The organism is Pedobacter sp. Leaf176, from assembly GCF_001424305.1.
Classification (GTDB): Bacteria; Bacteroidota; Bacteroidia; order Sphingobacteriales; family Sphingobacteriaceae; genus Pedobacter.
On the sequence record NZ_LMPD01000003.1, the window covers coordinates 229,448 to 252,788 of the forward strand.

General features: G+C 42.7%; 18 protein-coding genes. 3 read left to right on the top strand and 15 right to left on the bottom strand.

Annotation, left to right across the window (positions count from 1 at the left end):
* Positions 1–234: 234 nt before the first annotated feature.
* Positions 235–444: a hypothetical protein gene (locus ASF92_RS09725; protein ID WP_197413272.1), complete on the bottom strand. Its 210-nt coding sequence runs from the start codon at positions 442–444 to the stop codon at positions 235–237.
* A 167-nt stretch (positions 445–611) separates the two neighbouring features.
* Between ASF92_RS09725 and ASF92_RS09730 the strand changes: the two genes are divergently transcribed.
* The gene (locus ASF92_RS09730; RefSeq protein WP_056091672.1) at positions 612–1,358 is read left to right on the top strand and encodes a hypothetical protein; all 747 of its coding nucleotides are present in this window, start codon (positions 612–614) and stop codon (positions 1,356–1,358) included.
* A 185-nt stretch (positions 1,359–1,543) separates the two neighbouring features.
* On the opposite strand, the gene ASF92_RS09735 is transcribed toward ASF92_RS09730, so the two are convergent.
* From ASF92_RS09735 to trpD, 12 genes are all read right to left on the bottom strand, one after another.
* The gene (locus ASF92_RS09735; RefSeq protein WP_157263812.1) at positions 1,544–1,828 is read right to left on the bottom strand and encodes a hypothetical protein; all 285 of its coding nucleotides are present in this window, start codon (positions 1,826–1,828) and stop codon (positions 1,544–1,546) included.
* A 196-nt stretch (positions 1,829–2,024) separates the two neighbouring features.
* A complete protein-coding gene (gene rhuM, locus ASF92_RS21220; RefSeq protein WP_231729788.1) occupies positions 2,025–2,228 on the bottom strand; it encodes a RhuM family protein in 204 nt (67 codons plus the stop codon).
* 529 nt (positions 2,229–2,757) lie between these two features.
* Complete coding sequence (locus tag ASF92_RS09750) at positions 2,758–3,483, bottom strand: hypothetical protein (RefSeq protein ID WP_157263814.1); 726 nt, start codon at positions 3,481–3,483, stop codon at positions 2,758–2,760.
* 149 nt (positions 3,484–3,632) lie between these two features.
* A complete protein-coding gene (locus ASF92_RS21000; RefSeq protein ID WP_157263816.1) occupies positions 3,633–3,788 on the bottom strand; it encodes a hypothetical protein in 156 nt (51 codons plus the stop codon).
* A gap of 3,521 nt (positions 3,789–7,309) precedes the next feature.
* Positions 7,310–8,719: an efflux transporter outer membrane subunit gene (locus ASF92_RS09770; protein WP_056091697.1), complete on the bottom strand. Its 1,410-nt coding sequence runs from the start codon at positions 8,717–8,719 to the stop codon at positions 7,310–7,312.
* A complete protein-coding gene (locus tag ASF92_RS09775; RefSeq protein WP_056091699.1) occupies positions 8,706–11,906 on the bottom strand; it encodes an efflux RND transporter permease subunit in 3,201 nt (1,066 codons plus the stop codon). Before ASF92_RS09775 ends, ASF92_RS09770 begins: the two co-directional genes overlap by 14 nt.
* 24 nt (positions 11,907–11,930) lie before the next feature.
* Positions 11,931–13,133 carry an efflux RND transporter periplasmic adaptor subunit gene (locus ASF92_RS09780; RefSeq protein ID WP_056091703.1) on the bottom strand — a complete coding sequence of 401 codons (1,203 nt, stop codon included), beginning with the start codon at positions 13,131–13,133 and terminating at the stop codon, positions 11,931–11,933.
* Positions 13,134–13,203: 70 nt separating this feature from the next.
* A complete protein-coding gene (locus tag ASF92_RS09785) occupies positions 13,204–13,809 on the bottom strand; it encodes a TetR/AcrR family transcriptional regulator (protein WP_056091706.1) in 606 nt (201 codons plus the stop codon).
* A gap of 1,000 nt (positions 13,810–14,809) precedes the next feature.
* On the bottom strand, positions 14,810–15,577 hold the full coding sequence (gene trpA / locus ASF92_RS09795; protein WP_056091712.1) for a tryptophan synthase subunit alpha: 768 nt from the start codon (positions 15,575–15,577) through the stop codon (positions 14,810–14,812).
* Positions 15,578–15,662: 85 nt separating this feature from the next.
* Positions 15,663–16,844 carry a tryptophan synthase subunit beta gene (trpB, locus tag ASF92_RS09800; RefSeq protein ID WP_197413273.1) on the bottom strand — a complete coding sequence of 394 codons (1,182 nt, stop codon included), beginning with the start codon at positions 16,842–16,844 and terminating at the stop codon, positions 15,663–15,665.
* Between the two features lie 161 nt (positions 16,845–17,005).
* The gene (locus tag ASF92_RS09805) at positions 17,006–17,641 is read right to left on the bottom strand and encodes a phosphoribosylanthranilate isomerase (protein ID WP_056091717.1); all 636 of its coding nucleotides are present in this window, start codon (positions 17,639–17,641) and stop codon (positions 17,006–17,008) included.
* Entirely contained in the window at positions 17,641–18,627 is a 987-nt protein-coding gene (trpD, locus tag ASF92_RS09810; protein WP_056091720.1) for an anthranilate phosphoribosyltransferase, read from the bottom strand. The genes ASF92_RS09805 and trpD overlap by 1 nt, the downstream gene beginning before the upstream one ends.
* Positions 18,628–18,972: 345 nt before the next feature.
* On the opposite strand from trpD, the gene ASF92_RS09815 reads away from it, so the two are divergent.
* Positions 18,973–19,857: an ion channel gene (locus tag ASF92_RS09815; RefSeq protein ID WP_082489522.1), complete on the top strand. Its 885-nt coding sequence runs from the start codon at positions 18,973–18,975 to the stop codon at positions 19,855–19,857.
* Between the two features lie 112 nt (positions 19,858–19,969).
* Here the strand turns inward: ASF92_RS09815 and ASF92_RS09820 are convergent, their stop codons facing one another.
* Together ASF92_RS09820 and recR are read right to left on the bottom strand one after the other, a co-directional pair.
* Complete coding sequence (locus ASF92_RS09820) at positions 19,970–20,788, bottom strand: SDR family oxidoreductase (protein ID WP_056091723.1); 819 nt, start codon at positions 20,786–20,788, stop codon at positions 19,970–19,972.
* Positions 20,789–21,003: 215 nt separating this feature from the next.
* A complete protein-coding gene (gene recR / locus ASF92_RS09825; protein ID WP_056091725.1) occupies positions 21,004–21,621 on the bottom strand; it encodes a recombination mediator RecR in 618 nt (205 codons plus the stop codon).
* Positions 21,622–21,820: 199 nt separating this feature from the next.
* Between recR and ASF92_RS09830 the strand changes: the two genes are divergently transcribed.
* Positions 21,821–23,329: a sodium:solute symporter gene (locus tag ASF92_RS09830; RefSeq protein WP_056091728.1), complete on the top strand. Its 1,509-nt coding sequence runs from the start codon at positions 21,821–21,823 to the stop codon at positions 23,327–23,329.
* Positions 23,330–23,341: the final 12 nt, after the last annotated feature.

Consider the following 23,341-nt stretch of genomic DNA (forward strand, 5'->3'; position numbering starts at 1 on the left):
ATGAGTGATTTATTTCTAAAAATTTTTATTACTCAAATTGAAAATAGACAGCAAAACAGGAGTTTGCAGATTCTTGGAAAGAATCAGAGAAATATGAGATATCATTACTGCGTTAATTTAATTTTGAGATGTACCAAATGTTGCAATAAATATTAAGGATTCCAATTTATTATTTTCAAATAAACTAAAGCACAACAACCGTCCAGCTGCTGTGCTTTTAAAATTAGATCCCGATTAGGTAGTATGGCAAGGTTTAGAACAATGCACACAACCATTAATTTTCTTGTAAGGGTGCTTCCTCTTCGCCTCATCAACCGCCGGTGTGCAAGAACTAAACAGCCCTAAATAATCGTAATTTTGTGAAGGATAATAATCGCAATCATCCTTGTGAACCTCGTAATCGCCATTGGCTTGCTGGTTCAAATTTAATCGGTAACTGGCCATAAGATTTGGTTTTAAATTTATTTAGCCAAACCTCTCCTATTCCATTCAACATTCCCTACGGTTTCCCGTACCTATTAAAAAAAAATTTCTTCACTCCTTTTAGTTGTAAAGAAAATAATACTATCTTAATGCTAATTATTTATTTATTTAATTTTAACCATCTCATTATGTCTACAACCAACGACACCGGCCACGCCAAAAACGTAGCCAATTTCGAAACCCTCCTAACTTATTTAACCGGCTATGGCGCCGCTTACAATCCCAGAAATGTAAACATCCAGTTAAGCAGTTTAACCGAAAAAGCTGCCGCAGCAAAAATAATTAACGGGCAGGTGCATGATGCAGCTGCAAAAAACAGCAATGCCATTGCCATCCGCGATCTGGCTTTTCAGCCTTTAAAAAAGCTGAGCACCCGGATAGTAAATGCGATAAAAGCGAGCGATGTTGCACAGCAGGTAATTGATAATGCCGTTACCCACAACCGCAAAATTCAGGGCCAAAGAGCATCGGTAAAGTTAACCGAAGAAGAAAAACAGAAACTCGCAGTAAGCGGCACCATTGTTAACCAGGTATCGGCCTCGCAACAAAGTTTCGATAGCCAACTCGATACCTTCGATAAACAAATTAAACTGTTAGCCACCATTCCCACCTATGCGCCCAACGAAGTAGAGCTGCAGCAGGCCACCCTTACTACTTTGTACAACGATTTATTGCAAAAAAACCGCGATGTGGTATCAAAAACATCAGAGTTGAGTACCTTGAGGCTTAACCGCAACAAAATCCTGTACGATGCAGAAACCGGTATAGTGGCACTCGCTTTAGATGCCAAGAACTACAGCAAATCTTTGTTTGGCGTAAGTACCCCGCAGTACAAGCAAATTTCGGGCATCCCCTTTAAATCGGCAAAAATTTAGCCTTTAATGAAAATAATCATCCCAACCTTATATCCATTTTAAAACAGCAGCAGAAATAAAAATCGGCTGCTGTTTTTATTATAGCACATCCTGCAAAAGTTAACTGCAAACAAGAGCAGCCAATTGCATTTACCATATTCTTAAAGCAAAAAAAAGCTGTTAACTGCAAATTAAAAGTAACCTACCTATCTAATAAAGTTGTTAACCGCGTTGGTAAAACCATCAACCGCAAACATAAACCTGCCAACTGCAAGTTTAATGTTGTTAATGGCGCTGATAGAACTGCTAACCGCAAACATAAACCTGTCAACTGCAAGTATAATGTTGTTAACTGAAAGTTTAGAACCATCAACTGCAAGTTCAAAACTATTAACTGCGCTAACAATACTGCCACCGGCAAGCATAAACCTACCAACTGCAAGTATAATGTTGTTAACTGCGCTGATAGAACTGTCAACTGCGATCATCATGCTGGCACCCGCAATCATAAACCTACCAACTGCAGGTATAATGTTGTTAACTTCGGATGTTGATTAAACACCGTTTAGAGATTTCTCCCTGCCTTCCGCAGGCAGGCATTACGCTACGCTCCATCCGATAGCTTAATGGATCAAAATGACGGATTTATCCCGATTGAAATAACGCTAATGATTTTCTGCGTCCTGCTTATTTCAGCAGTTCATCGTTCATGGTAAAGCCTTTAACAATATATGCTCTCAGGCTGGCGATTGCCCGTCGCCTAAATTTGGTACCCTTCAAGCTTTTTACACGATAGCCTACAGAGATAATCACATCAAGATTGTAGTAATTAAATGCCTTTTGCTGAAATTCGGAATTTCCGAATATCTTCATGGTAGTACTTTCGTCCAACTCTTTTTCTTCATAAACGTTTTTAATGTGTTCGTTTTTGGTAGATTTTGCTTTTCCAAAATTAAGGCCCTTTAATCTTGGCTAAGCCGAACAGTTTCGTTTTCTATAAATGGTCGTCATTTCGAGAAGGCTTTTTCAGCCGACGAAGCAATCTTAATGCGATCGCTAGAAACGATAAGTATACCATCGATAAAACAAGAGTCAAATTTGATAATTTTTTTAGATACACTATACGGTTTCCCGTACCCTACAGGGAAATTGCTTTTAAAACATTTGCAAAAATTAATTAGCCACGGAAACACAGAAATCACGGAGGAGATTAAATTTTTTCGTGTTTTTCGTGCTTCCGTGGCAAACATAATGCTTAGGCATGCGCAAAAAGTGGAAAAATTATCAGAGAAAAGTTAAAAGCGATTTCCCTGCCTTACCCAATACAAAATAAACTAATCTATTTATTAAAACCCCAAACTAAATAACAACAAACTCACTCTTCCTCCACCCCCCAGCTTAACTTGTCCCCCCTGCTCCACTACTTCATTTTCCAATTAGGTTGCGCTACAAAATCGACGATTACACCATCCTTTAGATGCAGGGCGTGAATAATTTTACAGGCATAATAACGCCGGTCGCCAAAGCGGGCCGTACCCGTAAACAAGGAAATGCCCATGGCGAAGATTAAAGCTTTATCGCCTTTGTGATCCAGGTGTAACGCTAAGGCTGTTTTCGGAAAATGGCTGTTGCTTAAAGGTATCACCAGGTCATTTACTTCCAAAATTTCATAGCCGCGGGTATCATCGAGGTCGAAATGAAAGCCCATGAGCTGCAAGCGGGCTTCGGTTGCCTTAGGATGCGATTTCAGGACGGCTTTTATTTCGCCCTCAGGCAGAATAAGTTTTACTAATCCATCGGCTTCTATGCGCAAATCGGTTTCGCTAAGCCATAATTTTTCCAGGGGCTTGCTACTATTAAATTCGAAACCCTTAAGCAAAGCCAGGTTACCGTCTGTCAGCCTTTTAACACCTGCCTGTTCCGCCGGGATGGTTTTAAAGATTTCGATGAAACGCTTGTTCAGGCGGTTGAGGAGATCGTCATAGGCATAAAGCTTCACCATCGGGGCAAATGCTTTACGGATGTAAGCGGCATTTCTGCTGGCGCTGCCAAAATCGCGACTGCTTTTCTTACTCGCTTCCGTTTGCTGTTTTTTGAACCGGTTTTCTTCGTACCACAGCCGTATTTCCGCGCTTGTAAAAGACAAGATCGCCCGGTTGCCCATAAATTTTGATAACGCCGTTCTGGATAGCCATATTTTTGTTTATTGGATTAAGCAAAAAGGGACGATAATCCGATTAATCAATCTGATTAAGAAGTCCAAAAAAATATTCCACATTCCACTTCATGCCACATTTAGTCCGCGTTTAGGCCACCTTCCGGCCAGGTTAGCGTGCAGCCAGCTGTGTATTTCCCTGCCTGCAGCTTTACATTTGCTTCAGTTGAGGTAGGGCTCTGCTGTACATCAGCCTTACCAAAGCTTTGCCTCGCATTCGACTGGCGGGTTAACATGAGGTTAATAAAGGGTTAAGAATAAGCCCACTTAGGGTTGTTCTGGTGTAGGGCTGTGCCGGTCTTAGGCTGTGGGATGTAATAGCGATGGCGGCCTGACGAAAAGCCGGGCTCTTAGAATTAGCTTATGCATTAAGATTCCCGCCTGCGCGGGAAAGACGACTAATTTATTAAAAAAAAGAATTATTAGGAGAAAAGTGAGTTAGACTAGAGCAAAAGGGAGATAGCGAACGCCTAAACTAGGGATTGGTTTTGCGCCTTGCAACCCCCTCTCCTTCGGGGAGGGTTGGGGTGGGGCTTTTAATTTCAACCACCCCCTCCCCTCATATTCCAACAACAAAATTTACCGATGCCTGTCTCTGCGCCATGCTATATGCACCTTGCTACCGGCATAGCAGATTTTCGCAGGAAAAAGCACGGGAATCTTTGCAGTTTTTTCAATTTCCTACAGGCCAAGGCAGAATCAAGCGGGTGTGTTGGGATGAGTGAAGGGTAAGAGCCTAGAGGCTGCCGCTATCAGATTTCCGTAGGTTTTTACAAGAATTGAGCAGCAATCTTTTATACCTATAAAAACAATATTATCACATAAAAAACGGTGCAAGCCTTGATTGTTTGTTTCTTTATCATCAAGGATAAAGAAAGAGCCCCTTGGCGGCTAACCGAGGCAAGACTGAGTGAGGGGAAAGAATAAGAATTGCAAAAGGAATAAAATAATTCCTCCCCCTGCCACAACACGACCGCCGCTCCCCCCTCCAAAGGGGGAAATAGCGAACGCCTTAAACTTCGGATTGGTTTTGCACCCTGCAACCCCCTCTCCTTCGGGGAGGGCCGGGGTGGGGCTTCCTGCCACACACGACCATTCGCGCTCTTATAGTACAGCGACCTTTGCAAATAATTAAAGTAAGATTAAAAAGATTTCTCCGCTACGGTCGAAATGACGACGCAACCTGCCCCTCAATTTTCAAAGTAGATACCTACGGATTCCCGTCTATACGTCCTGCCATCTGCACCATGCTACTGGCATAGGAAATGATGGAAGGAGAAAACGTCAAAGCTTTTGTACCTCCTTTCAATTATCACGAAACGAGTCAGCGCGCCCTTTCCGACCCTTCGTCGGAACTTGTGCTGACGAACAATAAAGCTTTGACGANAAGCTTTTGTACCTCCTTTCAATTATCACGAAACGAGTCAGCGCGCCCTTTCCGACCCTTCGTCGGAACTTGTGCTGACGAACAATAAAGCTTTGACGAGTTTATCCGACATCAGATCCAAGCCTTGATTGTTTGTTTCTTTATCATCAAGGATAAAGAAAGAGCCCCCTCGGCGGCGGCGAGCCGAGGCAAGACCGAGCGAGGGGCAAGACCGAGCGAACGCTTTAAGGTTCCCGCCTGCGCGGGAATGACGACCGCATTATAGCGAGCGCCTTAAACCCCTATCCGCCTATCGGCACCTTTCCCTAAAACGGAAAGGGCTAGAAAAATAAATTACCGCATCTGCAATATGATCCATGCTATCTGCACCCTGCAACCCCCTTCCCTTTGGGGAGGGCCGGGGTGGGGCTTCTCCTCCCCCTGCCACACATCGCGCTCTCCTAGTAGAACGATCTTTGCAAATTATTAATGTAAGATTAAAAAGATTTCTCCGCTACGGTCGAAATGACGACGCGACGTGCCCCTCAATTTTCAAAGTAGATACCTACGGATTCCCGTCTATACGTCCTGCCATCTGCACCCTGCTATCGGCCTGGGAAATGATGGAAGGAGAAACCGTTAAAGCTTTTGTACCTCCTTTCAATTACCGCGAACCGAGTCAGCGCGCCCTTTCCGACCCTTCGTCGGAACTTGTGCTGACAAACAATAAAGCTTTGACGAATTTATCCGACATCAGATCCAAGCCTTGATTGTTTGTTTCTTTATCATCAAGGATAAAGAAAGAGCCCTTCGGTGGCTAACCGAGGCAAGAATGAGTGAGGGGATGAATAGCGAACGCTTTAAGGTTCCCGCCTGCGCGGGAATGACGACTGCATTATAGCGGGAGCCTTAAACCCCTATCCGCCCATCGGCACCTTTCCCCAAAACGGAAAGGGCTAGAAAAATAAATTACTGCATCTCCAATATGCTCCACGCTATCTGCACCCTGCAACCCCCTTCCCTTTGGGGAGGGCCGGGGTGGGGCCTCCTCCCCCTGCCACAACACGACCGCCGCGCTTGTGCTGACGAACAATAAAGCTTTGACGAGTTTATCCGACATCAGATCCAAGCCTTGATTTTTTGTTACTTTTTCATCAAGGAAAAAGTAAAGGCCTTTCGGTGGCTAACCGAGGCAAGACCGAGCGAACCGTATTATAGCGGGCGCCTTAAACCCTATCCGCCTATCGGCACCTTTCCCTAAAACGGAAAGGGCTAGAAAAATAAATTACCGTATCTGCAATATGCTCCATGCTATCTGCACCCTACTTCTCCCTCTCCTTCGGGGAGGGTCGGGGTGGGGCCTCCTCCCCTGCCACAACACGACCATCGCTCTCCTAGTAGAACGATCTTTGCAAATTATTAATGTAAAATTAAATAGATTTCTCCGCTACGGTCGAAATGACGACGCAATGTGCCCCTCAATTTTCAAAGTAGATACCTACGGATTCCCGTCTATACGTCCTGCCATCTGCACCATGCTACTGGCATAGGAAATGATGGACGGAGAAAACGTTAAAGCTTTTGTACCTCCTTTCAATTATCACGAAACGAGTCAGCGCGCCCTTTCCGACCCTTCGTCGGAACTTGTGCTGACGAACAATAAAGCTTTGACCAAGGAAAAAGTAAAGGCCTTTCGGTGGCTAACCGAGGCAAGACCGAGCGAGGGGCAAGACCGAGCGAACACTTTAAGGTTCCCGCCTGCGCGGGAATGACGACCGGATTATAGCGGGCGCCTTAAACCCCTATCCGCCTATCGGCACCTTTCCCCAAAACGGAAAGGGCTAGAAAAATAAATTACCGCATCTACAATATGCTCCATGCTATCTGCACCCTGCTACCCCCTCTCCTTCGGGGAGGGCCGGGGTGGGGCCTCTATTGGAGCTTCCCCTCATAGTTTCAAAAAAAATTACCACATAAGAAATATAAGTTCATATAAGCTTAGCGCCTAAATGCTCTTAAATGTCTTATATGGTTAAAAAATAAGTTTTACTAATAACACCACGCCCTACGGGTACCCGATAGTTTTTTTCTGCTCCTTGTATCCCCTCTCCTTTGGAGAGGGTTAGGGTGAGGCCTTCCTCCCCCTGCCACAACACGACCATCGCTCCCCCCTCCAAAGGGGGAAATAGCGAACGCTTAAAATTCGGAAAGGTTCTGCACCTTGCAACTCCCTCTCCTTCGGGGAGGGTTGGGGTGGGGCTTTTCCTCCCCCTGCCACAACACAACCTTCGCTCCCCCCTCCAAAGGGGGAAATAGCGAAAGCCTTAAACTTCGGAAAGGTTCTGCACCCTGCAGCCCCCTTCCCTTCGGGGAGGGCCGGGGTGGGGCCCCTTAATTCCAACCCCCACCTAACGATCTATACAAACCAACAACTGCATTTAACTGCTCGTTTTTAATGGTAGTCAGTTCCAGTTCGCTTTGCAATAAATTACCTTGCGCAGTTATCACCTCTAAATAATTCGCCATGCCGCTTTTAAACAACAAACTTGCATTTCTTGATGCCTGCTGTAAAGTCTGCGCTCTTTTTTCCGCGATGCTATATTGGGTTTTCAGTTTCTCAAACTTTGTTAATTCATCCGACACTTCCCCTACGGCATTAATAACCGACTGGCGAAACTGGATAACCGTTTTCTCCCGGTCGATTTTTGCCAGTTCTAAATTGCTTTTCAGCTGTCCCCTTTGGAATATCGGCTGGGTAATGCCGCCGGAAACCAAACCGAATAAAGATGCCGGTACATTAAACCAGTTACTGGCTTTGAATGAATTGACACCACCACTTGCAGTAATCACCAGTGAAGGATATAAGCTGGCTTTCGCCACCCCTACTCTGGCATTTGCCACATTTAAAGCAAGTTCAGCAGATTTGATATCCGGCCTGCGGCTTAATAAAGCCGATGGAAAACCGGCATTCAAATCCTGCGGGATAAGCATTTTTTCCAGGCGGTTGTTGCGGTTAATCGATTGCGGCATCGTACCGATTAAAACACTCAAAGCATTTTCCTGCAAGATTACATTCTGCTCTAAACGGGGAACCAGTTGCGCCGCATTTAACTGTTGCGCCTGGGCCTGCTGTATAGCCAATGATGTTACCTGACCGGCATCAAACTGTAGATTGATGATTCTAAGTGTGCTGTCGTTTAGCTTCAGGTTTTTCCTGGCGATGTCCAGTTGCGCATCCAGCATTAACAAATTGTAATAACCTTGTGCAACATTAGCCACCAAACGGGTTTGAACCGCTTTACGGGCTTCTTCAGTCTGCAGAAAACTGGCTAAAGCGCCCGCTTTCTGGTTGCGGATTTTACCCCAGATGTCGGCTTCCCAGAAAACGCCCAGGTTCGCTGTATAATCTTCAATATGCGTAGAACCCGTAAACTGGTTCAGGCTCAATCCGTTTAAACTGTTATCAGAGGGGCGGCTTGAACTTGCCGCCACCTGTAATTTTAACTCGGGTAAATAACCCAGTTTCGATTGTTTAAACAAGACCTCAGCGGCATCAATATTCTTCAATGCAATCTGCATATCGTAATTCCGAACCAATGCGGTGTCGATTAAGTTTTGTACCGTAAGATCATTTATAAAGCTTTTCAAGGGCAAATCGCCGATGCTGGATGAATCTTTTGGTGTTGAATTTCTGAACATTTTCGGCGCCAGACTTTCTGGCAAGGCCAGATCTTTTGAAACCGAACATCCGCTCCAGATTAATGCAAGGAGCAGGATGGTATAAATATTAAACCGTTTCATAAACTACATGATTATTATTTACAGGTTCTCCATGGTGGTGAACAACCTCATTTTTTGATTTTTTTGATAATTTTTCCTGTAAAGCCTGGAAGATGACGAAAAGCACCGGGATGATGAATAAACCTAATATTACACCAGATACCATACCGCCTGCGGCGCCAATACTGATGGAGTGGTTACCCTGTGCCGACGGACCTGTTGCGATACTCATCGGGAACAAACCAAACACAAAGGCCAGTGAGGTCATGATGATTGGTCTAATCCTTAACCTTGCTGCTTCTATCGCTGCATCTACAATACTCAATCCTGCCTTTCTTCGCTGCACGGCAAACTCTACAATCAGGATGGCATTTTTAGCGAGCAAACCAATAAGCATAATCAGCGCCACCTGTACATAAATGTTGTTTTCGATACCGGTTAAACCCAATACGGCAAACACACCGAATACACCTGTAGGGATGGAAAGGATGACCGCTAATGGCAGGATGTAACTCTCATACTGTGCTGCTAACAGGAAGTACACAAATACCAGACACAGTAGGAATATCACGGTCGACTGTCCGCCGGAAGAAATTTCCTCACGTGTTTGTCCGGAGAATTCATAGGCATAGCCGGTTGGCAATTGTTCTTTCGCGGTTTCTTCTATCGCTTTAATCGCATCACCCGAGCTGAAACCTGGTTTAGGAATCGCGTTCACCTCGATGGAATTAAACAAGTTGTAACGGGAAGCCGTCTCAGAACCATACACGCGGGTTAACTTAACCAGGGTACTGATTGGCACACTTTCGCCTGCCTTGTTTTTAACAAACACCCTATCGATACTTGCCGGGTCGGTCCTGTCGGCCACATCAGCCTGAACCACCACACGGTAGTACTTACCAAAGCGGTTAAAATCGGATGCCTGCGCCGTACCGAAATACGTTTGCATGGTTTGTAAGATGTCTTTCTTACTCACGCCCAACTGATCAGCTTTTTCGTCGTTAACATCCAGTTGTAACTGGGGATAATCTGCTTTATAAGATGTAAATGCATAAGCAATAGCTGGTTTTGCCATTAACTTCGCGATGAAGTTATTTGCCACACCGCTGAATTTATCCAGCTTGCCATTCGTTTTATCCTGTAACATTACGTTCATGGCCTCTACGTTACTGAAGCCCGGAACGGTTGGGAAACTGAATACAAAGAAGGTACCGGCAGATATCGCAGCCATTTTAGCCCTTACAATGTTTTGTATTTCATCGATATTTTTAACTGCCCCTCTTTCGTCGTTCGGTTTTAACAATAAGAAAATCTGACCAGCCGACGGACTGTTGGATGCCGTTAAAAAGTTATAACCAGCAAGCGACATCACGAACCTTGCAGATGGCATCGCCCTCAACTCGGCTTCTGCCTGTTTTAACATTTTATTGGTATTGGCTAATGAGGTTCCCGAAGGACTGGCCACGGCAATCGCCACGAAGCCCTGATCCTCTGTCGGGATAAAGCCCGTTTTAGTCCGGCTCACCATAAAAACGGTAAGCAAAACAACTAATGCGAGCCCGGCCATGCTAATCCATTTATGGCGGATAAGCACATTTAAGCCGCCGATATAACGGTTGGTCATGTAATTGAAACCACCATTAAAGCCGGCATAAAACTTTTCTACAAAACCTTTTTTAGGGGCATTGTGTCCGCCTCCTGCATGTTTGTTCTTTAAAAATAAGGCTGCCAGCGCAGGACTTAAAGTCAACGCATTAACCGCTGATATAATAATGGCTATCGCCATGGTTAAGGCGAACTGTTTGTAAAATATACCTGTTGAACCGGTCATGAAACCAACGGGTAAAAATACCGCCGCCATCACCAGTGTAATCGATATAATGGCCCCGGTAATTTCGTTCATCGCCTGGGTAGTTGCCGCCCTCGGACTCAGCGAAGGATTCTCTTCCATTTTGGCATGTACCGCTTCGACGACTACTATCGCATCATCCACCACGATACCAATGGCGAGTACCAATGCAAATAGTGTTAAGAGGTTAATGGAGAAGCCGAACAGCTGCATGAAAAAGAAAGTACCGATAATCGCCACCGGAACGGCAATAGCCGGAATTAAAGTCGACCTGAAATCCTGTAAAAAGATAAATACAACGATAAATACCAGTATAAAGGCTTCTATCAAAGTGTGCTGTACCTGGGTGATGGATTCGTCGAGGTCGGTTTTGGTCCTGTAAAACTGGTTGAATTTAATGCCCTCAGGGAAATCTTTCGATAGTTTTACCAACAGTTTATCAATGGCAATCTGGATTTCGTTCGCATTAGAGCCGGATAACTGGATTACACCAATGGTAATTCCATCTTTTCCATTTAAACGGTTTACACTACCATAACTATAGGCACCCAGCTCCACACGGGCCACATCTTTCAAGCGTAAGATTGAACCATCTGAATTAGAACGGATGGCAATGTTTTGATATTCTTCTGGTTTGGTGAGTTTACCTTTATATTTGATGATGTATTCAAAGGCTTCACTACTTCTCTCTCCTAAACGGCCTGGTGCTGCTTCAAGGTTTTTGTCCTGAACAGCTGCAATCACTTCATTAGGCGTAATTTTATAAGTAGCCAGCTGACTTGGATTTAACCAGATGCGCATGGAATAATCTTTAATACCACCAAATACACTGGCTGATCCTATACCGGGAATACGTTTTAACTCGGGAATAATGTTGATTTGTGCATAGTTATTTACAAAAACCGCATCGTATTTTTTTGGATCTTCAGAGTAGATACCGATGGCACCGATAAAACTATTCTGCTGTTTAGTGGTGGTGATACCATATTGAACAACCTCTGAAGGTAACTGACTGGTGGCCTGCGAAACGCGGTTCTGTACGTTAACCGCCGCCTGATCGGGGTTGGTACCCTGCTGAAAGAAAACGGTGATGGCAAGCGTACCGTCGTTACTGGCGCTGGAGGTCATGTAGGTCATGTTCTCCACACCATTAATGGCTTCCTCCAGTGATGGGGTTACCGAACGCAATATGGTTTCGGCATTGGCCCCGGGATATACAGCGGTAACCAATACCGACGGAGGTGCGATATTTGGAAAGCGCTCTAAGGGCAACTTTGTTAGGCCAAGTATACCAAGTATCACCAATAAAATGGAGATAACGGTTGAAAGTACAGGCCTGTCTATAAATTTCTGAAACATGACTTTTTAAACTTTAATAATTTATTAATTTTTTGTTTTTGCAAGGGCTACTTTATCTGTTGCTTTCTGAGGCGCGATAACCATGCCCTCCTGTAACTTATCAACCCCGCTCAATACAATCTGGTCGCCCACTTTTACCCCATCTTTAACCAGGTAATTTTCGCCGGCTTTACCAACAATGTTAATGGCTTGTTTTTTCACCTTACTGCTGTCGCCTACGGTAAACACGAATACTTTATCCTGCATTTCGACTGTAGAAGACTGCGGTACAAGAATGGCATCGTTGTGTTGTAGGCCCAAACGAACCTTACCCGTATTGCCCGAGCGAAGCACGCCGTTCGCATTTGGGAAACTTGCTCTGAGTGTAATGGCGCCTGTATTTTTATCAAACTGACCATCAATCATATCAATCTTACCTTTAATCGGGTAAGCTGAATTATCCGATAATAAAAGTTCTACTGCTGGCAAGTGTTTGATCCTGTCGGCAGGTGATTTACCCGGGTAGTTTGCATTAAAGTTGTTGAAGTCGTTTTCCGCAAGCGAGAAGTAAACATGTACTTCGTGGATATCTGACAACTGGGTTAAAGCAATTTGATCCGTCGGCGAAACCAAACTTCCCTGTTTCTTTGGAATACGACCGATATAACCGCTCACCGTTGCTTTAACATTGGTATAACCTAAATTAATTTTGGCCGATGCCACACTTGCTCTGGCTTGCTCGGCATTGGCCTGGGCGATTTTGTAAGCGGTTTTAGCCGTCTTCAATTGAAAATCAGAAACCACTTTATTCTGAACCAGTGGGGTTAGCTTGTCTACTTCCAGCTGCGCGTTTAAAATAGCCGCCTCTGCAGCATGTAAGCTGGCTTTTGCATTATTTAAAGCTTCACGGTATGGGTTGTCATTAATTTTGAATAATGTTTGTCCGGCAGAAACATAAGCGCCTTCGTTAACCAGTACGCTTTGTAAATAACCGCTCACCTGCGGACGGACATCAATATCAACAGCGCCCTGTATAGAAGCCGGATATTCGATATAAGTGGTTTCGGTGCTTGCACTAATGGCACTTACCGGCAAAGAAGGTGGCGGTGGCGCAGCTGCCGATTGCTCCGGCGATGATTTACAACTTGCAAGAAGTAAGGAAAGTGTTAGAACAATTAACACTGACTTAACCTTATTAAACTGTTTAACAGTGTTAAGTGAAATGAACAAGTAATGGATAGCATTCATAATATATAATTTATTGTGGATTTAAAGTGTATAAATAATCTAACAGTGTTAAATTACGATTAAAAAAATATTAGCTGTTAATGGATAGGGTAATGCCTTTAATAGCGTCTTTTAAAATTTGCTGGTTTAACTCGTCTGTTGTTCTTCCATTAGGGCGCACCAGGTTAATTGAAATCAATCCGTGGATGATGGACCAGTAGGTGTAGTATTTCATACAAATATCATCTTCAGATACCGGTTTCTTTTTGAATAAAGACTCAATCACTTCGCCTAACATATTCGAAACTGTTTCCGCTTCATTCAATGATTTTTTTACGGTGCAACAAACCATATCCACACCATACATCAATTGATAAAATTCTTTATTGGCGAAAGCGAAGTTCCAGTAGGCAACCCACATGGCTTCCATTTTATCTTCGGGTGTTTCATGTTTGTCGCGGGCCGTGCGAATATCCTTTGCCAGAATCTGGTAACCTCTCCTGGTTAGTTCCAGTAAAATACCGTCCTTATTAGGAAAGTACTCATAAATAATTGGCGCAGTGTATTCAATCTGGTCCGCAATTTTACGCATACTCAAAGCCTGCCACCCTTCTGTTTGAACAATATTCAGGGCTGCATCCAGAATACTGGTTCTGGTTTCTTCTTTTAAACGTAGAATTCTTTCTTTACTTCCCATGACGGAATTTATTAAGTGTAAATAATCTAACACCGTTAAGCAAATGTAGAACCATTTCAGAAATCGACAATCATTGAATTGTCAAATGAAATTTGAGGCGTTAAAACATGGGTTTATGAGCGTTTACACGAGGATTTCAAGATTCATTTATTTTTACTATCAATTTCTGTAGTCCGTAAAAAATCATGACAGGCAGACATTTTTCTTCTATGGAAAGCAAGGTTCTAACCCTTGGTTGGTGACCCACCAACCACTAGAGCAGAAAGCAAGCTTCTTCGCTCTTTTGAAACAGCAGCCCGGCCCTTCCTGCCCGTCCGCAGGCGGGTATTACAAATCCGCTTCCGTGAAAAACGGAATGCGTGTTTCCATTGCGGTCGGGTTTAGGAAATTCTGGGATTGCAGGGAAGGAAAATATCTCCCGCAGATTGGCGCAGATAAAACAGCTCAAATCTGCGTGATTAGCGTGATCTGCGGGAGAACTTGTGACCTGGTCTTAAAGCAAAGTCGTAGCGAGACGCTACTACTAGTGTCGGGGAGGGGAAAATGTGTCCCGCAGATCACACAGATCAACGCAGATAAAAAGTTTAAATCTGCGAAACTAGCGTAATCTGCGGGAAGAATTTTGACCTGGTCTTAACGCAAAGTCGTAGCGAGATGCTATGAATAGTGTCGTGGCGCAATTTAGAAATCTTTGAACCTTGCTAACCTCACTTGAAACATTTCTACACTGCGGTCGAAAGGACGATGAATAAATAAAAAGTCGTAGCGCGACGCTACAATTAGTGTCGTTTTAATGGCCGTCGTCATTTCGAATGGAGCGCAGCGCAATTGAGAAATCTTTGAACCTCGCTAACCTCACTTGAAACATCTCTCCACTGCGGTCGAAAGGACGATGAATAAATAAAAAGTCGTAGCGAGACGCTACGACCAGTACTTTAATTTTGCTGCTTAAACCTTCGCGTGCTTTGCGAAAAACTTAGCGTGCTTTGCGGTTAAATCTCTAAGACTTAAACTTCTTCATAAACGCACTTACGCTTTCCTCGATATTCCCACTCTCGATTGCTTTTACGAATGCCGTTCCGATGATGGCACCATTTGCATAAGAACAAGCCTTATCAAAAGTTTGCTTATCACTAATACCGAAACCAATCATCGTCGGGTTCTTAAGGTTCATGTTCTTAATCCTGCTGAAATAATTCTCCGTGGTGTCACCAACTTCCAGATTTTTGCCTGTTGTTGCTGAAGAAGAAAGCAGGTAGATAAAACCATTCGTTAGTCCATCAATCTTATGAATGCGTTCATCAGCCGTTTGAGGCGTAATTAAAAACACATTACTTAAATTATGTTCTTCAAAGCAGCCTTTATAAAATTCTTCATATTCCACCATCGGTAAATCCGGAACAATACAACCATCTACACCGACTTCGGCACAAGCTTTACAGAAATTCTCGACACCGAACTGTAAAACAGGGTTTACATAGCCCATTAATAGTACAGGAATGGTTACGTTTTTTCGCAAGTCTTTCAGCTGTTCAAAAAGCAGTTTTAAATTCATGCCCTGGTCTAAAGATTTCTTGCTGCTTGCCTGAATAACCGGTCCGTCGGCTACCGGGTCGGAATATGGGAAACCAATCTCCAGCATGTCGGCACCTGATTTTTCCAAAGCTTCCGCAATTTGTATGGTATCACCGATGTTCGGATAACCCGCAGTATAATAAATGGATAATATATTTTTCTTCTCCTGGAAGAGTTGTTTGATTCTGTTCATAATTAATTTGGAAACTGCAAATGGAAGATAGAAAATAGATTGTAAGCAATACCATTCCCAATTCCCAGTTTGCTATTTTCTTCTCTTATAGATTAAAATATTTAATATACGTATCTAAATCCTTATCGCCTCTGCCAGATAGACAAACCACCACATTTTCACCGCCTTTGAATTCCATTTTCTCCAGGTATGCTAAAGCGTGAGCACTTTCGATGGCGGGAATAATACCTTCCAGCTGGGTGAGTAACAACCCTGCATCTAAACTTTCCTCATCGGTGATCGAAACATATTTTCCCCGACCGGTTTTAAACAAATGTGCGTGTTGCGGACCGATTCCAGGATAGTCCAATCCTGCTGAAACCGAATGCGGTTCAACCACCTGGCCATCTTCAGTTTGCATTAAAATACTTCTGCTACCGTGTAAAACGCCTTCTTTGCCTAAATAGGTTGTTGCAGCAGAAAAGCCACTGGAAACGCCTTTACCGGCCGCCTCAACTGCAATTAATTTTACGTTTTCATCACCCATGAAATGGTAGAACATGCCCATGGCATTACTTCCACCACCTACACAAGCCAAGACATAGTCAGGCTGATCGTTACCGGTTTGTTCAATTAACTGCTTCTTAGTTTCTTCCGAAATAATGGATTGAAAAATCGCTACCATATCCGGGTAAGGATGCGGACCAACCACCGAACCGATGATGTAATGTGTATCTACCGGGTTGTTGATCCAATCGCGCATCGCTTCATTGGTGGCATCTTTTAAGGTCTTACTTCCAGAACTTGCAGGAACAACCTTAGCACCCAACATTTTCATACGGGCCACATTTGGAGCTTGTCGCTCAATATCCACTTCGCCCATGTAGATTACGCACTCCAGGTTACGCAAGGCGCAAACAGTAGCCGTTGCCACACCATGCTGACCAGCACCTGTTTCGGCAATGATTCTTTTTTTGCCAAGTTTCTCAGCTAGGAGAATCTGCCCGATGGTGTTGTTAATCTTATGTGCTCCGGTATGGTTTAGATCCTCTCTTTTCAGGAAAATGTTGGCGCCGTACCTTTCAGATAATCTCTTAGCCAGATACAATGGCGACGGGCGACCTACATAATCTTTCATTAACTGATGAAATTCTTTCTGAAAACCGGCATCATCAATAATCTTCAAATAATTCTGACGCAGTTCCTCTACGTTTGGATAAAGCATCTCCGGGATGTACGCTCCACCAAAATCTCCGTAATATCCTTTTTCGTTTACTTTGTATTTCATAATATTTTTTATCAAATAGTTTGTCATATTGATAGCTGCCAGAGATAAGTCGTCATCTCGACTGGAGTGCAACGGAATGGAGAGATCTATATTTATAATACAGATTTCTCGGCTGCGCTCGAAATGACGATCTGTTGCTAGCTAGACCATAACATGATTTTCTATTTTTCCATTTCTTTAATAAACGCCCTTATCTTCTCCTCATCTTTAACACCCGGTTCAACTTCAAACCTGCTGTTTATGTCCAACACGTACAGCCTCGAATCTTTTAAACCAGCAATTGCTGCTACATGTTCCAAATCAATCCCGCCACTTAAAAAGTAAGGCTTATCCAATTTATAACCGTCAAGAATCGTCCAATCGAACGTTTTTCCCGATCCGCCGTGTGCTTTTGTCTTGGTATCAAACAAAAAGTAATCAACAACAGTGGAGTAATTATCTAATACCGAAAAATCAAAATCCTCATCTACACCGAAAGCTTTTATCAGTTCCGAACCATTAAACGTATTTTTCAATGCTGCGCAATATTCTGGTGACTCGTTACCATGTAACTGAACTGCTTTTAACTGAAATTGATTTACTTTTTTCTTAACAACTTCCAAATCCTCATCAACAAAGACCCCAACGGTCCTAATTTCTGATGGAATGTATTTAATCAGCTCTGCCGAAACCTCACTGATAAACCTGGGTGATTTATCATAAAAAATAAACCCCATATAATCAGGCTGCAAACCTGCAACCGCAGCAATATTCGCTGCGAACTTCATTCCACACACCTTTAATTTCAAACCTTTCATCAGGCGACTAATTTTTTAAAGCTTTCCAAAGCTTTTTTGCTCGTTAAGGATGCTTCAGCTTCATAAAAACAATCTGCAAAACTGGCGGCTGGCTTTATGGTTTTAATCGCCAGTGCCGAATTGCAAAGCACCACATTGTTTTGAACATCAGTAGCCTCGCCATTTAAAACATCCATGAATATTTTTGCCGAAGATTCTACGGTATCGCCTCCTTTAATGTCGTTAACAGCAACTTTTTGAAAACCCATCTCGTTCAAGGTTAAAATGCTTTCTCCTTTGTTATTGAAAGTTTTGACATCGCAGGTAAGTGAGATTTCATCATAACCCTCCAGGGCATGTACAATGGTATAATTTTTAGTTGTGTCCTGATATAAATAATTGTACAAACGGGCCAGTTCCAGGCTAAAAACACCAACCATCTGGTATTTCGGCTGCGACGGGTTAACCATCGGCCCTAACATGTTGAAAAAAGTCTTAATACCCAAATCTTTACGGATTGGCGCCACAATCTTCATCGCAGGATTAAACAAAGGTGCATGTAGAAAACAAATCCCGGCAGCATCAAGATTGCGTTTCAAAATAGCCTGGTCATTTGTGAACTTGTAACCTAAATATTCCATTACATTTGAAGAACCGCAGCCGGAAGAAACGCCGTAATTTCCGTGTTTCGCAACCTTATGTCCGGCGCCAGCCACCACGAAGGAGGAAAGCGTTGAAATATTGAAGGTATCTTTTCCATCGCCACCGGTACCGCAAAGGTCGATTAATTCAAAATCAGAGAAATCAGTCTTGATGCCCAAATCGAGCATGGCGTCACGAAAACCCTGCAACTCATCAACTGTAATGTTGCGCATGGCATAAGCGGTAATGAAAGCCGCAATCTGAGAAGAATTGAATTCCCCCTGGGTAATGGAAATGAGGATGTTTTTGGCCTCTTCCCTGCTGAAACTCTTATTTTCGAATAAATGGTTTAATATCCTTTTCATTGTTCTTTTTATTTAACTCAAGTCCTCAAGTCCTGGTTCGTGTCTCCACGAACCAGCTATTATTTCGGTTCATGAGGACACGAACCGACGCGGTGACATGACGCTCAATTTAAACCACCCCGTCCTTCGCCCCCCTTCGCGGGAGGGGAAGGCATAAAAAAAGGATTGCTTTTTGGGCAATCCTTTTCATCGTTTATAAAATATTTTAAAATATATAACAACAGAATTTGCCTAACGAATATCGTTATGCCACCACCAATTGTTATTTAAGTTTTTAATTATCATGTTTGTACAGAACAAATATTGATATAGTTTTTTATAATTCCAAAATCTTTCTAAAAATATATGGCTTTTTTCAAGAGAAAAGTACAGTTTAATGATGATTTGGGTTTCGGTTCCGTTCCCGTGATCAAAAATCAGCGGGTTTTGAATACCGACGGAACGCCAAATGTAGAACGCACCGGTTTGCCCTGGTTTAAATTCGACGACACCTACACCCGTTTGGTTACCATGAGCTGGTCTCGCTTTTTTCTCGTTATTTTAATGACTTACCTCGTCGTAAACACGCTTTTTGCAGTCGCATATAACGTAATCGGTATAGAAAATTTGAATGGCGCTAAAGGTACAACCCTCCGCGACCAATTTTTCGATGCTTTTTTCTTCTCTGCGCAAACCATCTCTACAGTAGGTTACGGCCACATTTCGCCACAAGGTTTCATTACCAGCATTTTGGCTGCGTTTGAAAGCATGCTGGGTTTACTGGCTTTCGCATTGGCTACGGGCTTACTTTATGGCCGTTTTAGCCGTCCGACTTCGAAAGTAACCTTCAGCAAACGCATGCTTGTTGCACCCTATCAGGATGGCGCAGGACTGATGTGTCGTTTAGCTAATCTTCGGAAAAATTCGCTTATTGATGTAGAGGCACAAATGTTTATGACGTTTAACGAAACCATTGACGGCAAGCTTAAGCGCAGTTTTTATCCTTTGGAATTGGAGCGAAATAAAATCAGCGTGCTCTCATTAAACTGGACACTCGTTCATCCGATTACAGAAGATAGCCCGATGTTTGAGAAAACTTTAGATGAGCTCAAGGTTGCTGAAGTGCGGGGGGGAGGATTATTTATAAACCCAATCTTGATTCCTGATACTCACTACTTGATGCATTTCCACCCAACTGAGCCTTACCATTGTATCTTCGTTCTACTCCAGTCCGGCCTAACACTGCAATAGCTAACGGGATTTCGGGCTAAACCGCAAACCTAAACTTAGCTACATTAGAAAGGACCAATATAAAAACAGAAGTGGTAGACTCGCTTAAACTTTGGTCTTTGAGCTTTTACCTTTAAGCTTTAATTAGCGGATTCTTCTCTTTCGCGAACAAATCAAAAACCTTTTTATCTACAAAAGCCGGGAATAATTTATTCATCCATACCGCTAATTTCCCTTGGCCTGTCATGATTAAGGTCCGCTTGCGTTTTTCAACGCCGTCAGCAATGATGCCAGCCACTTCTTCAGATGTCATCATTTTGCCTTCATCCATGCTGGTTTCTCCATGGGCGGCGCCATCTTTTGATAAGGCCGTTACCCGGATATTGGAAGCTGTAAATCCAGGACAAGCAACTAACACATTGACGCCGGTTTTTAACAGTTCAGTGCGTAACGATTCCATAAAACCATTCATTGCAAACTTTGATGCGGAATAACCGGTTCTTCCGGGCAAACCCCGGTAACCGGCAATTGATGAAATCCCGACTACAGTTCCTTTGGTTTTTAAAATCTCTGGTAAAGCGTATTTCGTGCAGTAAACCGTTCCCCAGAAATTGACATCCATCAGGTTTTTAAGTACCGATAAATCTAAATCGCTGAACAAGGCACGCATAGATAAACCCGCATTGTTTACCAGGATATCAATCTTTTGAAAAGAGACTAAAGTTTGTTTTATAATCAGTTCGCAATCTGCCTCTTTGCTAACATCGGCTTGAACAGCAACTGCCCGAACACCATATCTCTTTTCTAAATCTGCGGTAATTTCGCAAAGGGTAACATATTGACGGGCAGCAAGTACTAAATTTGCGCCACGTTTGGCAAATTCTTCTGCACATGCTTTTCCGATTCCGCTCGATGCGCCAGTGATAATGATAACTTTATCTTTCAAATTCATATTAATATTAAGTAGCAAGTATTGGGTATCGAGTATCAAGTCCTGATCTTATTTCATCATTGCGTTTTCGTAAGGCACACGGGTGATTTCGACACATGCCTTCCAATTCCGCTTGATGCGCACATGATGATGGTAAATTATCTTCATTAAAGATGATATTCTATTTGAATTGTTGAGTACTTTATCCTGTAATCTTAAAATCCGTAAATCCTTGTCTATCTCATCATAGCGTTTTCGTAAGGCACACGGGTGATTATCGAACGACCAAGTGTAATTTCATCCGTATACTCCAGTTCGCCTCCAAAGGCAATGCCCCGGGCAATTGTGGTAATCGGAATATTGAATTCTTTCAACCTCTTGTAAAGGTAAAACAGTGTGGTATCGCCTTCCATATTTGGACTGAGCGCTAAAATAACTTCTTTAATTTCGCCTATAGAAACCCGCTGAACCAGCCCGTCGATGTATAAATCTGCCGGCCCAATACCATCCATAGGAGAAATTAAGCCCCCTAAAACATGGTAAACGCCAAAATACTGCCCGGTATTTTCAATAGCCATCACGTCACGGGTATCTTCGACTACGCAAATGGTTTCCTTATCACGCTTGTGCGAGGTACAGATTTCACAAATACTATGGTCGGAGATGTTATAGCAAATGCTGCAGTTTTTAATTTCCTGTTTTAATTTGATTAAGGTATTTCCAAACTGGTTAACTTCTTCCTGCTCCTTATTCAAAAGGTGTAAAACCAATCTCAATGCCGTCTTCTGCCCCACACCTGGTAATTTCGAGAATTCGTTTACCGCATCTTCAAGCAGTTTGGATGAAAAATTCATGGTACAAAAATATACTAAAAGTTTGATACGGAAAATTGTTTGATTGTTATATTGATAAATTGCTGTATGGCTTAATTGTTGCCCCTATCTTGCGAAAATCATTGTTGATTTAAGTTTTAACAATTGAGCAATCCAACAATTATTTAAGCCATTGACTTTAAATCGTAATTTCTTACATTTAGCAGCTTAAAACAAAACTATGTCGCCAACCACTCTCTTGTGCTTTTTAATCGGATACTTCTTAGTGCTGATTATCATTTCATTCGTAACTTCTAAAGATTCGTCGGATAACAATTCATTTTTTGTTGCAAACAGGAATTCAAAGTGGTACTTAGTGGCCTTCGGGATGATTGGAACAGCACTTTCCGGTGTAACATTTATTTCGGTTCCTGGAGAAGTTGGTGCTCCGGCCGGGAACCAGTTTCAGTATTTTCAATTCGTTTTAGGTAATGCGGTTGGTTTTATTATCATCTGTACCGTGCTCCTTCCGCTTTATTACCGGATGAAGCTGACCTCAATTTACAGTTACATCGAGCAACGCTTAGGGCACTACAGTTATAAAACCGCAGCATCGATATTCCTGTTAAGCCGTACACTTGGTTCTGCAACGCGCTTATACCTGGTTGTAATTGTTTTACAGCGTTTTATATTTGACAACTATGGCGTTCCTTTCTGGTTAACGGTATTAATTTCCTTAGCGCTTATTTGGTCTTATACATTTAAAGGCGGATTAAAAACCATCATCATCACCGATACCCTGCAAACGTTTTTCCTGGTTTTATCGGTTTTCTTAACCATTTATTTTATTTGCAGCAGTCTGGATTTAAATGTACCTCAGGCATTTGAAACGATTAAAAACAGCAGTTATTCGAAAATATTTTTCTGGGATGATTTCTTAACCAACAAATGGTATTTCAGCAAACAGTTTATCGGGGGAATTTTCGTAACGATCGCCATGACGGGCTTGGACCAGGATTTGATGCAGAAAAACCTGAGCATGGGCACGATTAAGGAGGCGCAAAAAAACATGTTTACTTTTACCGGTGTGTTTGTGATTTTGAATGTATTCTTTTTAAGCGTAGGCGCTTTGTTGTACATTTTTGCCGCAAAAAATGGCATCGATATTCCGCTGGACCACATCACCGGCAAACCTAGAACAGATTTGTTATTCCCTGAAATCGCCCTGAACAATTTAGGTGCTGTGCCTGCGATTATATTTATGCTGGGCCTAACTGCTGCAACCTTTGCAACAACTGACTCGGCACTTACGGCTTTAACCACCTCATTCTGTGTCGACTTTTTAGGCATGGCGAAAGCCGAAAATATGAATAATAAAGATGCCGTTAAAAAACGTCATAGCGTTCATGTAGGTTTTTCTATTCTGATGTTTTTGGTTATCCTCGTAATTAATGCATTGAACAGTTCTTCAGTTGTGAGTTTGATTTTTACCATCGCCTCTTATACTTACGGACCGCTTTTAGGCCTTTATAGTTTTGGATTGTTTGTCAAAAAAAGGGGCTTGCATGATAAATTAGTACCGATAGTTTGCATTTTATCGCCTTTTTTATGTTACTTGCTTTCAAGCTACTCAAAAGAAATTTTGGGCGGTTACGTTTTCAGTGTTGAACTGATTTTAATTAACGGTTTAATCACTTTTATTGGTTTGCTTTTCATCAGCAAAAAAACTGATGCGCAGACCAGATTTTAATATTTAGGATAC